General features: G+C 72.7%; 11 protein-coding genes and 2 pseudogenes. 8 read left to right on the forward strand and 5 right to left on the reverse strand.

The window, feature by feature from the left end; translation table 11 throughout:
- Nucleotides 1-9: 9 nt before the first annotated feature.
- The 3 genes and pseudogenes from AB0E98_RS30830 (at nt 10) to AB0E98_RS30840 (ending at nt 3,299) form a co-directional block, all read left to right on the forward strand.
- Complete coding sequence (locus tag AB0E98_RS30830; RefSeq protein ID WP_361709052.1) at nt 10-1,137, forward strand: amidase domain-containing protein; 1,128 nt, start codon at nt 10-12, stop codon at nt 1,135-1,137.
- A gap of 168 nt (nt 1,138-1,305) precedes the next feature.
- Nucleotides 1,306-2,166 (forward strand): annotated as a pseudogene (locus AB0E98_RS30835) (ATP-binding protein); the annotation flags it as partial.
- Entirely contained in the window at nt 2,163-3,299 is a 1,137-nt protein-coding gene (locus tag AB0E98_RS30840) for a tetratricopeptide repeat protein (RefSeq protein ID WP_361709054.1), read from the forward strand. The pseudogene AB0E98_RS30835 and the gene AB0E98_RS30840, both read left to right, overlap by 4 nt.
- Before the next feature lie 58 nt (nt 3,300-3,357).
- Here AB0E98_RS30840 and AB0E98_RS30845 read toward each other — a convergent pair whose 3' ends face one another.
- The gene (locus AB0E98_RS30845) at nt 3,358-4,095 is read right to left on the reverse strand and encodes a TetR/AcrR family transcriptional regulator (RefSeq protein WP_361709056.1); all 738 of its coding nucleotides are present in this window, start codon (nt 4,093-4,095) and stop codon (nt 3,358-3,360) included.
- A gap of 124 nt (nt 4,096-4,219) precedes the next feature.
- Between AB0E98_RS30845 and AB0E98_RS30850 the strand changes: the two genes are divergently transcribed.
- The gene (locus AB0E98_RS30850; RefSeq protein WP_361709057.1) at nt 4,220-4,438 is read left to right on the forward strand and encodes a hypothetical protein; all 219 of its coding nucleotides are present in this window, start codon (nt 4,220-4,222) and stop codon (nt 4,436-4,438) included.
- A gap of 11 nt (nt 4,439-4,449) precedes the next feature.
- On the opposite strand, the gene AB0E98_RS30855 is transcribed toward AB0E98_RS30850, so the two are convergent.
- Entirely contained in the window at nt 4,450-5,556 is a 1,107-nt protein-coding gene (locus AB0E98_RS30855) for a PP2C family protein-serine/threonine phosphatase (RefSeq protein WP_361709059.1), read from the reverse strand.
- An 89-nt stretch (nt 5,557-5,645) separates the two neighbouring features.
- The gene (locus AB0E98_RS30860) at nt 5,646-6,842 is read right to left on the reverse strand and encodes a helix-turn-helix domain-containing protein (RefSeq protein ID WP_361709061.1); all 1,197 of its coding nucleotides are present in this window, start codon (nt 6,840-6,842) and stop codon (nt 5,646-5,648) included.
- A gap of 179 nt (nt 6,843-7,021) precedes the next feature.
- Between AB0E98_RS30860 and AB0E98_RS30865 the strand changes: the two genes are divergently transcribed.
- The 3 genes and pseudogenes from AB0E98_RS30865 to AB0E98_RS30875 all read left to right on the forward strand — a co-directional run bounded on the left by AB0E98_RS30865 (nt 7,022) and on the right by AB0E98_RS30875 (nt 11,205).
- Complete coding sequence (locus tag AB0E98_RS30865) at nt 7,022-7,960, forward strand: SGNH/GDSL hydrolase family protein (RefSeq protein WP_361709063.1); 939 nt, start codon at nt 7,022-7,024, stop codon at nt 7,958-7,960.
- Nucleotides 7,961-8,171: 211 nt separating this feature from the next.
- A pseudogene (gene otr(A) / locus AB0E98_RS30870) lies at nt 8,172-10,158 on the forward strand (tetracycline resistance ribosomal protection protein Otr(A)).
- Between the two features lie 126 nt (nt 10,159-10,284).
- The gene (locus AB0E98_RS30875; RefSeq protein ID WP_361709064.1) at nt 10,285-11,205 is read left to right on the forward strand and encodes an MBL fold metallo-hydrolase; all 921 of its coding nucleotides are present in this window, start codon (nt 10,285-10,287) and stop codon (nt 11,203-11,205) included.
- On the opposite strand, the gene AB0E98_RS30880 is transcribed toward AB0E98_RS30875, so the two are convergent.
- Entirely contained in the window at nt 11,196-12,827 is a 1,632-nt protein-coding gene (locus AB0E98_RS30880; protein ID WP_361709067.1) for an APC family permease, read from the reverse strand. The two genes, AB0E98_RS30875 and AB0E98_RS30880, sit on opposite strands and share 10 nt — an antisense overlap.
- Before the next feature lie 131 nt (nt 12,828-12,958).
- Here AB0E98_RS30880 and AB0E98_RS30885 point away from each other — a divergent pair, with 131 nt between their 5' ends.
- The gene (locus tag AB0E98_RS30885; protein WP_361709070.1) at nt 12,959-14,233 is read left to right on the forward strand and encodes a cytochrome P450; all 1,275 of its coding nucleotides are present in this window, start codon (nt 12,959-12,961) and stop codon (nt 14,231-14,233) included.
- Here AB0E98_RS30885 and AB0E98_RS30890 read toward each other — a convergent pair.
- Nucleotides 14,199-14,783, reverse strand: coding sequence for a TetR family transcriptional regulator (locus tag AB0E98_RS30890; protein ID WP_361709073.1), 585 nt, complete (start codon nt 14,781-14,783; stop codon nt 14,199-14,201). The two genes, AB0E98_RS30885 and AB0E98_RS30890, sit on opposite strands and share 35 nt — an antisense overlap.
- Nucleotides 14,784-14,901: the final 118 nt, after the last annotated feature.

A 14,901-nucleotide genomic window follows, 5' to 3' on the forward strand; every position in this document is an offset into this window, starting at 1 on the left:
GGAAACTTCGTGAAGAAGAGAACACTGAGCATCGCCATCGGTGCGACGCTGGCAGTGGGTGCCTCCGCCCTGTTGCTGCCCGGCGCGAACGCCTCCGAAGACCACAAGGTCGACGGTGCCACCACGGCGGCCTTCGGTCGCATCGCCGACGACGTGCTGACCCAGCGCACGGCAGCGCTCGTCGACGGACAGAAGGAGCGGGGCTACAACGCTCCGCGGGAGAAGAAGGTGCGCCTCTCCAGCGGTATGGAGAAGGCCGAGGACCGCGGTGTGTCCTCGCTGTACACCCGCAAGAAGCGCCTCGCCTCCCTCGGTGAGGCGTACTCCGACGCCGACACCAAGGTCACCACGGACAAGACGACCGTCAAGGGCGACCGCGCCACGGTCGAGGTCACCGAGACCACCGTCCTGACCTACAAGAAGGTCCGCGGCGACGAGCCGGGCACCACCGGATTCACCGCCCACCACACCCTCACCTTCACCCGCGGCAAGGGTGGCAAGTGGGAGCTGTCGGACCTCAAGGCCCAGGACGACGGCCCGGGTGCGATCAACCAGCCGCAGACCGCCCCGGCCGCCCCGGCCAAGGACACCGGGGGCTTCCCCCAGGCCACCCCGGCCTCCATATCCTGGGGCGCGCGCCCGGTGCCCAAGTCCCAGAAGGCGGGTGGCTACGACTACAAGGCCATGGCCGCCTACGCCGAGAAGTACTGGCGGAACTACAACCCCCAGTACCGCCAGTACAACGACGCCGGCGGCGACTGCACCAACTTCATCAGCCAGGCCCTGCGGGCCGGCGGCTGGAAGGACGAGCCGGGCTCGGCCTCGGACTACAAGAAGTGGTGGAACAACTCCAAGGCCGAGTCGACGTCCTTCGTGGGCGCCAACGAGTGGTCCTGGTACGCGATGTCGTCGAAGCGGGTCACCAACCTGAAGAACGTCTACCAGATGGACGTCGGCGACATCCTCCAGATGGACTTCGACCGTGACGGTTCGAAGGACCACTCCATGATCGTCACGTACAAGAGCCGCGTCGGCATCCCGTACATGACCTACCACTCGACCAACACTTTCCGTAAGTCGCTGGCGAGCATCATCGCGTCCTACCCGGACGCGGTCTACTACGCCTACCGCACCTGACAGCCCGCCCGGTGGGTCCCGCTCCGGAGGGGCCCACCGGGCGTGTCTAGGCTGTGGCCCATGCCTGAAGAGTCCCCGCCGGTCACCAGCCCGCGCGCGGCCGTCGACGCCGCGCACGGCGACGACCCGGACGACGCCCCCGCCTCCCCCCGGGACGTCGAGAGCACCGCCCTCACCCTCGCCGACGTCGGTGGCATGGACGAGGTCAAGGCACGGCTGGAGGCCGCCTTCCTCGCCCCCCTCCGCAACCCCGCCCTGCGCCGCCTCTACGGCAGGAGTCTGAGCGGCGGCCTGCTGATGTACGGCCCGCCCGGCTGCGGCAGGACCTACATGGCCCGCGCCGTCGCGGGCGAACTCGGCGCCCGCTTCCTGTCCGTGAGCATCGGCGACGTCCTCGACATGGGGACGGGCGACTCCGGGCGCAACCTCCGCCGGCTCTTCGAGACCGCCCGCCGCGACGCCCCCTGCGTCCTGTTCCTCGACGGGATCGACGCGCTGGGCGCCGAGCGCGGCCGGATCCGGCACACCGGCATGCGCACCACGGTCAATCAGCTCCTCGCCGAACTCGACGGCGTGGACGCGGCGTCGGACGACGGCGTGTTCGTCCTCGCCGCGACCGACCACCCCTGGGACGTCGACACCGCCCTGCGCCGCCCCGGCCGCCTGGACCGGACGCTCCTGGTGCCGCCGCCCGACCGGCCGGCCCGCGAGGCGATCCTCCGGCACCACCTCATGGACCGGCCGGTCGCCGGCATCGACCTGGCGGAGCTCGCCCGGCGGACCGACGGGTTCTCCGGTGCCGACCTGCGGCACCTGTGCGAGTCGGCGGCCGAACGGGCGCTGCTGGACCCGGCCCGCACCGGCGAGGCCCGGATGATCGGCACGGCCGACTTCACGGCCGTCCTCGGCGGCCTCCGGCCGTCCACCGGCCCCTGGTTCGCCTCCGCGCGCAACGTCGCGCGGTTCGTCGACGAGGGCGGGGCCTACGACGACCTGCTGGTCCACCTCAAGCGGAAGAAGATGTTGTGAGCACGGGCACGACCGAGCTGAAGGAACGCGCGCAGGCCCTCATGGAGGCCGACCGGTTCGAGCAGGCCGCCGAGCTCCTGGCCCGCTACCTGGCGGACGCGCCCGCCGACGCCTGGGCCTGGGCGAGGCTCGCCCACTGCCGCTTCCGCGCCGGCGACCGCGAGGGCGCCCTGAAGGCGGCGGACGAAGGCATAGCCGCCGACCCCGCGTGCTGGTACGCGTGGGAACGGCGCTCCTTCCTGCTGCCGTTCTTCCTCCGCCTGGACGACGCGCTGGAAGCGGCCCGGGAGGCCGTGCGCGTGGGCCCCGAGGTCGCGGCGACCCACGCCGTGCTGGCCCGGTGCCTGCTCCTGGCGGGCGACCGCGAGGGACGGTACGCCGCGCAGCTCAAGGCGGTCGAACTGGCCCCGGACAGCGCCGTCGCGCACTTCAACCTGGCCTCGGCCGCCGGGGACACAGGCCGCGACGACATCCGTGTCGACGCCCTGCGCACCGCGCTCCGCCTGGACCCGGAATTCGCCGACGCCCGCGCCCAGCTCGCGGACATACGGGCCGACGCCCGCGAGATCAAGCTGCCCGAGCTGGCGGGGGAGTACGCCGCCGCGCTGGGCACCGAACCGGACGCCCGCCACCTCGAACACCGGCTCCAGCTGATCGTCCTGCGGCTGCTGCGCCGCACCCGATGGTTCGCCCTGGGCACTCTGGTGATCGCCGCTCAGGCGTCCCGGGCCTTCCCCACGGGCGACGCCCCGACGGAACTGCCCGTACCACTCGGCATCCGGCTGTGGGCCCTGGTGCTGATGGGAATCGTGTGGGTGCTGGGCGGCTGGTTCCTCACCTACCGCAAGCTGCCGCGCGGCGCGCGGTCCATGGTGTGGTCGCTGCTCCGGCTCCGCTGGTCCGCGCGCCTGCCGGTCGCGCACGCGCTGTGGGGCACGCTGTGCGCGGTGGCGCTGGTGGCGGTCCCCTGGACGGACCGGACGTCCGAGCGGACGGTCGCGCTGGTCGGCGCCGTGCCGGTGGTGCTGGCCATGTGGTACGGGGCCGCCCGGCGCCGCGAGGAGCGCGAGCGCGCGGAGCGGGCTGCCAGGACGACGCGTTCCGCCGAGGCCGCCCCGGCGAACCGGCCCTGAGTCACCCGCCGGCCCGTCCGCCCGTCCGCCCGTCCGCCCGGGCTGACGGGCCGGCAGGTCATGCCGTCGCCGTCAGTCCGTCGATCATGCGGTCGAGGAGACGGTCGAAGACGGCCTCCGGCGAGGAGTCGTCGGCCGGGGCCGCCAGGGCCGCCGCGAGCCGGGGGTAGTCGCCGCCCTCGGCGACGGACCGCAGATGGCGGGCCTGGGCCTCGAAGAAGGCGCCGGGCGCGCCGCCCGTCGCCTCGATCAGCCGCTCCTGGGCGAGTTCGTGCGAGACATGGCTGGCCACGAAGCCGGTGAGGAGGCTGAAGGTCTCCAGCCGGGCCCGGGCGGCCAGGCCCGCGGGTTCGAGCACGGCGAGGACGTACTCCAGGACGGCCAGGGTGTTGGGGCCGAGCGTCTGCCGGACGGACAGGGCCTCGGGCAGCCAGGGGTGCCGCCGTATGATCGCGCGTTGTTCGCGGCCGATCCGCCGGAGGTCGGCGCGCCAGTCCCCGGAGGGCCCGGCCGGCAGGGAGTGGTCGCCGCCGACGTGGTCGATCATGAGCTCCAGCAGCGTCTCCTTGTTCGGGACGTAGCTGTAGAGGGACATCGTCCCGGCGCCGATCCGGGCCGCGACCGCGCGCATGGTGACCGCCGCGAGCCCCTCGGCGTCGGCGAGGGCGACGGCCTCCGCCGTGATCGCCTCGCGGCTGTGGGCCGGCGGCCTGCCCCGGCGGGGACGTTCGGCGCGCGACCAGAGCCGCTCGGGATCTACACCGGCGGGACGGCCGGACGAGCCGGTACGGGCCATGGCGACCTCTCCTTCCTCCTCCGGTCATACCGTCATGAGCTATTACCGTACCCGGTACACGAAAACCCGCGGTGATTCCCGGCCGGAGCGCATCCGCCGGACCTGACGGATCGTTGGGCCGGGCATGAGAAGGATCGTCGCTCTCGGCGTGCTCGGCACCGCCGTGCTCTGCGCCACCGCGTCCCCCGCCCACGCCGCCGGACCGGGTGCCGGGCCGGATCCCGTCGTCCAGCTCGCCGCTCCGGCCGAGGCCGTGCTGTGCCACGGGGAGACGAAGTCCCTGCCGGTGGTGAGCCAGTACTCCGGGGTGCTCCGGAGCGCGTGCGGCGCCCTGCCCCGCTGACGCCCCGCCGGTCAGCGGCAGCGCAGGATGGCCACGAGGGCGGCGTCGTCGGTGAGGTTGCCGCCCGCGTGGCCGAGCAGGTCGTCGTGGAGGCGCTGGACCAGCCGTTGCGGATCGCGTTCCCGCCAGGCGGCGATCCGTTCGGCGATGGGATAGAAGACGCCCCGCGCGTCCCGGGCCTCGCTGACCCCGTCGGTGTAGAGCAGGAGCAGGTCCCCGGTCTCGAAGGGGAAGGTCTCCACCTCGTAGTCGTCCGCCTCCAGGTCCGAGCCCACGCCCAGCGGCAGGGCCGGGTCACGGACCGTCAGCGGGGTGACCCGGCCCTTGTGCACCAGCAGCGGCGGCGGATGGCCGCAGCTGATGAGACGGATCACGGGCTCCTCGTCGGGGATGTCCAGCACCGCGGCGGTGACGAAGCCCTCCATGTTGTCCGGGTCGTCCGAGGGCGCCACGGTGTCCCAGTACACGGTGTTGTGCAGATGGGCGACGAGCCGGGCCAGCGGGGGGTTGCGGTGCGCGGCCGCGTGGAAGGCGCCGAGCAGCAGGGTGGTGGACCCGATGGCGGGCAGGCCCTTGCCCCGCACGTCGCCGATCAGGAACCGGTTGCCGTCCGGGGTGCGCGCCGTCGCGTAGAGGTCGCCGCCCATGCGCGCCTCGGCCTCCGCCGCGACGTATACCGCCGCCACCCGCAGCGGGCCGACGCGCTGGGGGAGGGGGCGCAGCAGATACCGCTGGACGACGTCCGCCACCAGCCGCGCCCGGCCGAGCTGCCGCTCGTGCCGTTCGTGCGCGTAACGGAAGCCCACGACGAAGAGCGAGATCGTCAGCAGGGCGCCGATCTGGGCCTCGTGGTTCGCGGTCGTCAACCCGCCCAGAAGGGTGCTGAGCACGAGCTGCGCGCCCACGGCCAGGGCCGCGACCAGGGCGACGAGCCGGGGGCTGCCGAACGTCGCCGTGATCGCCGGCGCCACCACCAGGAGCGGACCCAGCTGGATGGACTTTCCCGTCCACAGATCGAGCCCCATGATCAGCGCGATGAGACCGAGCGGCACCGCGAGCAGCGCACGGCTGGGGCGCCAGGGCCCCTCGGGCCCCCGCGACCGGTGCCGGAGGTGCATTCCTCCTGCTTACATTTCCCGGCGACCGCCACCCGGCTCCGACACGTCTTTCCGGCGTGCCTTTCCACCCGGTCCCCCCGCCCGCGGGCTCAGGCCGGCCCGTCGGGCAGCAGCCGCAGGGCGCCGAGCGCCACGGCCAGGTCGGCGACCGCGCGCGGGTCGCGCAGGGAACGGCCCGTCAGCTCCTCCACCCTGCGCAGCCGGTAGCGGACGGTGTTGCGGTGGCAGTACAGCGGCTTCGCCGCCTCCGCCGCCGAACCGCCCGCGACGAACCACTGCTCCAGCGTCTCCAGCAGCCGGGCGCGCTCGGCCGCCGGGAGCTCCAGGACACCGGCGAAGACCGTCCGCGCGATCCGCCCGGCCTCCTCCGGGGACGCCGCCACCAGCAGGGAGACCGGACTGTCGTCGAACCGGACGACGCCCGCCGCCCGCCCCCGCGCCCCGGACAGCGCGAGCCGCGCCAGCCGCAGCGCCCGGGGGGTGTCCTGGAGCGCCGCGTACGGCGGGCTGACCCCGACGGGGGAACCGGCGGCCCGGCCCAGCACGCGCAGGGCCGCCTCCGCACCCCCCGCGCCCCGCACGGCGACGACGCCCACCTGGAGGTCGGGCAGCAGCCGCCACGCGGAGCGCGCCTCCTCGGCGAGCAGCCGGGACTCGATGCCGGGCAGCGCCTCCCGGCCAGGGGCGGGCACGTCCGCCGCCACCACCACGAACGGTCCCTCGGTCGGCAGCCCCAGCACCTGGGCCGCCTCCCAGACGGTGGTGCGGTCGGTGAGCATCCCCGTGAACAGGGCCTCGACCAGCGCGGAACGCTCGCGCTCCCGCTGGAGCACCAGCTCCGAGGCCGCCTCCCGGTAGGCGTCCCCGGCCGCCGCCGCCAGGCCCTCGTTCACCCACCAGGCGGCGAGCGAGGCGACGATGTCGACGGTGATGCCGTCGGCGGCCCGCACCAGGGCGGCCAGCTCGGACCACAGGAACTCGGACCCCACGCGATAGGCGTGCAACAGCTCCGCCAGCGGCGCACCCCGGCGGGCGTGCTCACGGCCCGTGTTGCGCGCCGGGGCCAGATCCGACCCCCGGCGGTCGACGAGCTGACCGAGCACCAGCTCGGTGTTGTCCCGGCAGGAAGCGCCCAGCTCCTCGAACGGCACCCGGTCCTCGCTGCCGTAGTAGGCCACCTCGGACCGGATGCGCAGGGCCATGCGCTCGCTCACCTCCCGTGCGCGCCCCAGCAACGTCGCGGCGGCGGGGGCGACCTCGGCGGGGGGAGATGAAGTGCGGTTCATGTACCGCAGGTTACAAACAGAGGTGCGATTCGGGCGACGTTGTGCGCGGGGACAACGGGCCGACGTCATCACTGTGCACCGGTACGTGGCCCACGAGGCGGGAGACCACGACGATATCCGCAACGTTACCGGCCGGTTTCGTCGCCCGCTCAACCTCTCCGTACCCCCCAGGAGGACCTGTGCCCAGAGCAGCGACCCGCAGTAGGAACAGCGGTACGGACGCCCACGGCGGCACGTCCCGCCGGAAGTGGCCCGCCCTGCTGACCGGCTGCGCCCTCCTCGCCACGCCCCTCACCACCGCCGTGGCGCCCCCCGCCCAGGCCACGAGGCAGACCGGCTCCGGTACGTCCTATGTGGCCCTCGGCGACTCCTACGCCGCCGGCGCCGGGATCCCCAACATCTCCGGCGGACTGTGCCTGCGCTCCGACCGCAGTTACGGCCGCCTCGTCGCCGCGAACCTCAAACCGGCCTCGTACACCGACGCCACCTGCGCCGCGGCCAAGGTGGGCGCCCTCACCACGGCGCAGACCGACGCCGGGATCCGCGTCAACGGCCCGCAGCTCGACGCCGTGAAGCCGGGCACCGGGCTCGTCACCCTCACCATCGGCGGCAACAACCTCGGCACCTCGGACCTCGGTTTCGTCGACGTCGTCCTGGCGTGCTCCGGCCTGGCCCTCACCAACCCCTTCGGCGCGCCCTGCCGCGACTTCTACAAGGACACGCTCACCAAGCGCCTGGACGCCGTGGCGCCCCAGCTCGCCGACGGCCTCAAGCGGATCCACGCCAAGGCGCCCGGGGCCAAGGTGCTGGTCGTCGGCTATCCGTCGGTGGTACCCGACGACCCGAGGACCTGCATCGGCAAGATGCCCATCACGACCGGCGACATCGGCTATCTGCGCACCGTCCTCGGCGACCTCAACAAGATGGCCGCCAGGACCGCCGCCGCCAACGACGCCACCTTCGTCGACACCCTCACCCCGACCACGGGGCACGACCCCTGCTCGGCGGACCCCTGGATCGAGCCGCTCATTCCCGGCAGGCCCACCCTGCCGCTCCACCCCAACGCCACGGGTGAGCGCGTCAGGGCCGACGCGGTGCTGAACACCCTCCGCCGCTGACGGCACGGAACGGGCACCCGGGGAAAACCCTTGGACAAGGCCCACGGCAACTGATTGATTGGCCCCGCACGAGACCGTGCGGGGCCACTTCACGAACCACTTCACGAACCACTTCACCACGAATGGAGAGAGCGGGACATCATGCGGCAGGCGACCGGAGCTCCGACGACCAAGGACCGTATGCCCGCACCCATGACTGTGAAGAGCCCGTATGAACAAGCTGAACCTGGGGATCCTCGCCCACGTAGACGCCGGTAAGACCAGCCTCACCGAGCGCCTCCTCCACCGCACCGGAGTCATTCGACACGGTGGGGAGCGTCGACGACGGCACCACACAGACCGACTCCCTGGAGCTGGAACGGCGCCGGGGCATCACCATCCGCTCGGCCGTGGCCGCCTTCGTCCTCGACGACCTCAAGGTCAACCTGATCGACACCCCCGGGCACTCCGACTTCATCGCCGAGGTCGAACGCGCCCTGCGGGTGCTGGACGGTGCCGTCCTGGTCGTCTCCGCCGTGGAAGGCGTACAGCCGCAGACACGCGTCCTGATGCGCACCCTGCGCAGGCTCGCGATCCCCACCGTGGTCTTCGTCAACAAGGCCGACCGCGCCGGAGCGGACACCGACGCCGTGCTCGCCGGGATCCGCCGGCGGCTCACCGGCTCCGCCGTCGCCATGACCACCGTCACGGACCTCGGCACCCCCGCCGTACGCGTCCGCCCGCGCACCCTCGACGACCCGGCGTTCACCGACGGACTCGCGGAGGTCCTCGCCGGGCACAGCGACGCCTTCCTGGGCTCCTGCCTGGACGACACCCGCGCCCTCACCCCCGGCGACTACACCGCGGAACTCGCCCTCCAGACCGCCAAGGGACTCGTCCACCCCGTGTACTTCGGCTCCGCCGCCACCGGCGAGGGCATCGAGGAACTCCTCTCCGGAGTAAGGAACCTGCTCCCCGCCCCGGATGACGCCCGCCCCGGCGGGGAACCGGCCGGCACCGTATTCAAGATCGAACGCGGCCCCCGGGGCGAACGGATCGGCTACCTCCATCTGACCGCCGGCAGCCTCGCCGCCCGCGACGAGGCCGTCCTCCACCGCACCGACCACTCCGGGCACATCACCCGGCACTCCGGCAGGATCACCTCGCTGCGCGTCTTCGAACGGGGCGCCACCACCGTCGAGACCCGGGCCGAGGCCGGGGACATCGCACAGATCCGGGGCCTGAAGGACCTCCGCGTCGGCGACCGGCTGGGCCCGGCGGACGCCACCGGGCACACCGGCGTCTTCGCCCCGCCCGCCCTGGAGACCGTCGTCCGCCCCCTGAGGCCCGAGGCCGCGCCCCGGCTCCACACGGCCCTGACGGCCCTCGCCGAAGCGGACCCCCACATCGAGCTCCAGCAGGACGCGGACACCGGGGGCGCCGTCCTGCGCCTCTACGGAGAGGTGCAGAAGGACATCATCCACACCACCCTCGCGGAGGAGTTCGGCGTCGCCGTCCGCTTCGAGGAGACCCGCACGGTCCACATCGAGAAGCCCGTCGGCGTCGGCACGGCACTGGAGGAGATCGACACCCGCGCCTACGAGAACTACTTCTGGGCGACGGTGGGGCTCCGCGTCGAGCCCGCCGGGCCGGGCGAGGGCGTCGTGTTCCGCCTGGGCGTCGAACTGGGCTCACTGCCCCGGGCGTTCCACAAGGCCATCGAGGACACCGTCCACTCGACCCTGCGGCACGGTCTGCACGGCTGGCAGGTCACCGACTGCCTGGTGACGCTCACCCACACCGGGTACGCCAGCCCCGTCAGCGCCGCGGACGACTTCCGCAAGGTCACACCGCTGGTGCTGATGGACGCGCTGCGCCGGGCCGGCACCGAGGTCCACGAGCCGGTGAACGCCTTCGAACTGGAGCTGCCCGCAGGCGCCCTGAGCCCGGTCCTCGGCAAGCTGGCCGAGGTGGGCGCGACCCCCTTCCCGCCCGTCGCCGACGGTGACGTCTACCGGCTGGAGGGTCTGCTGGCGGCGGGCCGGACGCACGGCTTCGAGCAGCGGGTCCCCGGGCTCACCCAGGGGGAGGGCGTCTTCCTGTCCGCCTTCCACGGCTACCGCCCCGTCCGGGGACGCCATCCGGTGCGGCCGCGCTCCCAGGGCCCGGACCCGCTGAACCGGGACGCGTACCTGCTGCACGTGCTCAAGCGCCTGTAACGCCCACGCCGGACGGCCCGGGCGGATCCGTTCCGCCCGGGCGGTCCGCCGCCGCTCGACGGGAACTCCAGCCCGGGGACGGACGATGCGCGTGACCGACCGTCCCCGAGCACCGAGGGAGACCCCATGACCGGGCATGGACCGGGCGGCCACGGGCCGGAGCCGCTGGAGGTCGCCGACGGCGTGTTCGCCCATGTCCAGCCCGACGGGGGCTGGTGCCTGAACAACGCCGGACTGATCGTCTCCGCCGGCCGCTCGGCGCTGGTGGACACCGTCGCCACCGAGTCCCGCGCCCGGGCCCTGCGGGCCGCCGCGCTCTCCGTCGCCCCGGCCGCCCCCGCGATCGTGGTCAACACCCACTTCCACGGCGACCACACCTTCGGCAACTTCCTCTTCCCCGAAGCCCTGATCGTCGGGCACGAAACCACCCGCGCCTGGATGGCGCGCGCCGGGCTCCACCTGACCGGACTGTGGCCCGGCGTCGACTGGGGCGCGCTGCGCCCGGTCCTGCCGGAACTGACGTTCCGGGACCGCCTCGCCCTGTACGTCGGGGACACGGCAGCCGAGCTCCTGTCCTTCGGCCCCGCGCACACGGAGGCCGACACGGTGGTCTGGCTGCCCCGGCAGCGGGTGCTGTTCGCCGGGGACCTGGTGATGAACGGGGTGACGCCGTTCTGCCCCATGGGCTCCGTCGCCGGTTCCCTGGAGGCGCTCGACGCGCTGCGCGCGCTGGGCCCCGAAGTCGTCGTCCCCGGCCACGGCCCGGTCGCCGGGCCCGGCGTACTAGACGACAACGCGGCGTATCTACGACGGCTGCTCCGGCTGGCCCGTGACGGCCTGGCGGCCGGGCTCGACCCGCTCGGCGTCGCCCGCGCGGCGGGCCCGGGCCCGTACGGCGGCTGGGTGGACGCCGAACGCCTGGTGCCCAATCTGTTCCGCGCCTACGCCGAGGAACGCGGCGAGGCCCGGGGCGGCCGGCTCGACATGGACGAACTCTTCGCCCGCATGGCGGAGTTCCACGGTGGGCCGCCGGTCTGTCACGCGTGAGCGCCCACCGCGGGCGGCAGCTGCCGTACGCCCGAACGGACCGCCCAGAAGAAGACGCCCAGCGCGACGAGGGCGACGGTCAGCGAGTCGTACGGCGCGGGCAGCCGGCCCGAGCCCTTGAAGGTACCGAGCCAGGAGAGCAGCGTCAGCACGGCCAGGTAGAAGATCAGCCAGGCCCCGGTGCGCAGTTCGGCGACGAGCGGGCCGTCCTCGTGGCCCGGGCGCCGCATGGCCAGGAAGATCAGCAGTCCGCCCAGCACGAGCGGCAGCGCCAGCCGCAGGTCGTGCCACCCCGACCAGTACACGAACTCGCTCGACACCACGAAGCTGACGGGCGCGATCCAGCGCAGCCCGGGCACCCAGCCCGCCATCTCCGCGCCCGGCTGCTTCCGGAAGACCGCGGCGGCGACGGCCGACGCGGCATAGATCAGCAGGTACATGTCGCCCATGATGCTGACGATGTGCTGCCAGCCGCCGAAGGGCAGCAGGAAGACCACGATGACGGCGAGGTTCAGCGCCAGCGCCCGGTGCGGGATGCCGGAGCGGCTGTCGACCTTCATCAGCGCCCGGGGCAGGGTGCCGTTCTTGGCGAGGGCGTAGGTGTGGCGGGCGTCGATGGCGACGCCCACGTACGCCGAGCCGCCCGGCGAGACGACCGCGTCCGCGTAGAGGAGCGTGGACAGCCAGTGGAGATTGAAGATCAGCGCCAGCTGGCCGAAGGGCGATTCGAAGTTCACGCCCTTCCAGCCCTCCCCGAGGAGGTCCTCGGGCACGGTGAAGAGAAAGGCCAGCTGGAGCCCCAGATACATCAGCAGGGCCAGCCCGATGCCGGTGAGCACCGAGGCCGGGATGGTCCGGCGGGGATCGCGGGCCTCGCCGGAGAAGTCCAGCGGGGCCTGGAAGCCGTTCACCGAATACACCACGCCGCCCCCGGCGAGCGCGGACAGACAGGCCGCGTAGCCGTAGGGCGCGAAACCGCCGTGGTCGGTCAGCCGCCCCGAGTGCCAGCCGGAGGCGAGCAGCGCGAGCACGGTGACCACGGGCATGACGACCTTGAAGACCGAGACGAGGTTGTTGAGCCGGGCGAACGTCCGTACCGCGAACCAGTTCAGCGCCGTCAGCAGGGTGCTCAGCGCCACGGCGACGCCCAGGCCCGAGACGCTGAGGGTGTGGCCCGTGTAGAGGCCGGGGAGATAGTGGTTGGCGTACTGCATGATCGCGCTGATCTCGGCCGCGGTGCCGCCCACCGACAGCAGCACCGACCAGCCGACGACCGTGCCGACCAGACGGCCGCTCGCGTACAGCGGCCAGCGAACCGTTCCGCCGCCCTCGGGGCGTGACGCGCCGAGCTCGATCATGACAAGGGCGACGAGCCCGCACAGCACGCCCGCGCCGACCCAGGTGAGCAGGGACGCGGGCCCCGCCGTCTGGGAGGCGTACATCGCGGCGAACAGCCAGCCGGAGCCGACGATGTTGGAGAAACCGATTCCGGTCAGCCCCCAGAATCCCAGGTCACGGCGGAGCCGCCGCTCCTGGACGGCCACTTCGGGCGTGCCGGGCTCCACCGGCAGCGAACGGTCCGACACGTGAGAGCCCTCCGGAGACGAGTGAGTGGCTGGCATAGCGCCTTGAAGGTGTGAGTTGAGCCAGTATGTCGGTTAATCGATCTTAATTTGGCGCTATTTGTGGGCCATGATGACGCCACACGGCATCATCACCGTTCCCGCACGTCACTCTGCACCCGGAGGGCATCATGCACAACGAACCATCGATGAATCCGCCCGAGCGGACCGCTCAGGCGACCGCGCCGCGCCCCGAGCCCGACCCGCTCCCCGGGCTGCCGCTGAGCCGCCCCGAGGGCTGCCCCTTCGACCCGCCCACCGAGCTCGCGCGGCTGCGCGACACGGAACCGCTGCGCCGGATGCGCTACCCCGACGGCCATCTGGGCTGGCTGGCCACCGGTCACTCCGTGATCCGCAAGATAGGGGCGGACCGCCGCTTCAGCTCGCGGTACGAGTTATTGCATTTGCCCGTCGCCATCCCCGGGGTCACCACCCTGCCCCCGGCCACCCTCGGGGACCTCACCGGCATCGACCCGCCCGAGCACACCCGCTACCGGCGGCTGCTCGCCGGGAACTTCACCGTCCGCCGGATGCGCGCCCTCACCGCCCGCGTCGAGGAGATCGCCGCCGAGCACCTCGACGCCATGGAGCGCCAGGGCCCGGACCTCGACCTCGTGGCGGCGTACGCCCACCCCGTACCGGCCCTGATGATCTGTGAACTGCTGGGCGTGCCCGAGGACGAGCGCGAGGGCTTCCGGAACCGTGCCGCGACGGTGAACGGCGCGAGCGCGACGGCCGAGGAGCAGCACTCCGCCCTGACCGCGCTCGGGGACTTCGTCCGCGAACTGGTGCCGGTCAAGCGCGCCGCCCCCACCGACGACCTGCTCAGCGACCTGACCGCCACCGACCTCACCGACGAGGAGGTCGCCGGCCTCGGGAGCTTCCTCCTGGCCGCCGGGCTCGACACCACCGCGAACATGATCACGCTGGGCGCCTTCGCCCTCCTGACCCACCCCGAGCAGGCCGCCGCCCTGCGCTCCGACCCCGGCCTCGCCGACCAGGCCGTCGAGGAGCTGCTGCGCTATCTGAGCATCGGTCACACCGGGGTGCGGGCGGCGCTGGAGGACGTCGAGGTGGACGGCACGCTGATCAAGGCCGGTGAGACGGTCACCCTCTCCGTCCAGGCCGCCAATCGCGACCCCGCCCGGTTCACCGACCCCGACACCCTGGACCTGAGCCGCACCGCCACCGGCCACCTCGCCTTCGGCCACGGCATCCACCAGTGTCTGGGCCAGCAACTGGCCCGTGTGGAGCTGCGCGTCGCCCTGCCCGCCCTCTTCACCCGCTTCCCGTCGCTGCGCCTGGCCGTCCCGCCCGAGGAGGTGCCGTTGCGCGACGACATGAACCTCTACGGAGCCCACCGGCTTCCGGTCACCTGGGACCCGACGGAGGAACGATCCGGGTGACCACCATCTCCACGAGCCGGTCCAGCTCGGTGCCGGAGAGCACGTCCGGCAGTGTGAAGTGCTCCAGCAGCACACCGGTCATGGCGAGATAGAGCACGAGCACGGTGTCCGCGTCGCCGGGCAGGCCGGCGTCCAGGTGGAAACGGACGCTCTCCTCCAGGGCGGCGCGGACGGCGCGGTTGAGCTCGGCCTGGAGGGCCGGGCGGCGGGTGGCCTCCAGACGGAGCTCCAGCATGGCCAGATAGCCGGTGCGCTCGGCGGTCATACGGCGCACCAGCCACCGCATGAGCTCCGTCACCAGCTCGCGCGAGGGGGCCGCCCGCATGGCCTCGCCGACCTGGGTGGGGTCGGGCGTCATCCGTACATGGATGCGCCGGCCGGCCTGGGTGAACAGATCGTCCCTGCTGGTGAAGTAGTTGGACGCCGTCCCGACGGGCACCCCGGCCTGCGCGTCGACCGCGCGGAAGGTGAGCCCTCGCGCCCCCTCGCGCGCCAGTACCTCGATGGCGGCGTCGACGAGAGCCGTTCTTCGTTCCGGGTTCCTGGCCATCCGTCATGTCCTCTCGGCGAGCCGCTCGATGAGCCGTGAAAAGGGGCTTGCGCAACCACTACAGATGAAGCACTATATGCGAAGTGGTTCGCACGTCGCCTACGAGAATGAGGAACGC

Origin of the sequence: Streptomyces sp. NPDC037389 (assembly GCF_040636475.1) — a bacterium.
GTDB lineage: Bacteria > Actinomycetota > Actinomycetes > Streptomycetales > Streptomycetaceae > Streptomyces > Streptomyces hesseae.

Bases quoted from the DNA above. Each gene is read 5' to 3' on its own strand.
- AB0E98_RS30845 (WP_361709056.1), bottom strand. From the start codon at position 4,095: ATGGCCCGTACCGGCTCGTCCGGCCGTCCCGCCGGTGTAGATCCCGAG.
- AB0E98_RS30850 (WP_361709057.1), top strand. From the start codon at position 4,220: ATGAGAAGGATCGTCGCTCTCGGCGTGCTCGGCACCGCCGTGCTCTGC.
- AB0E98_RS30855 (WP_361709059.1), bottom strand. From the start codon at position 5,556: ATGCACCTCCGGCACCGGTCGCGGGGGCCCGAGGGGCCCTGGCGCCCC.
- AB0E98_RS30860 (WP_361709061.1), bottom strand. From the start codon at position 6,842: ATGAACCGCACTTCATCTCCCCCCGCCGAGGTCGCCCCCGCCGCCGCG.
- AB0E98_RS30875 (WP_361709064.1), top strand. From the start codon at position 10,285: ATGACCGGGCATGGACCGGGCGGCCACGGGCCGGAGCCGCTGGAGGTC.
- AB0E98_RS30880 (WP_361709067.1), bottom strand. From the start codon at position 12,827: ATGCCAGCCACTCACTCGTCTCCGGAGGGCTCTCACGTGTCGGACCGT.
- AB0E98_RS30885 (WP_361709070.1), top strand. From the start codon at position 12,959: ATGCACAACGAACCATCGATGAATCCGCCCGAGCGGACCGCTCAGGCG.
- AB0E98_RS30890 (WP_361709073.1), bottom strand. From the start codon at position 14,783: ATGGCCAGGAACCCGGAACGAAGAACGGCTCTCGTCGACGCCGCCATC.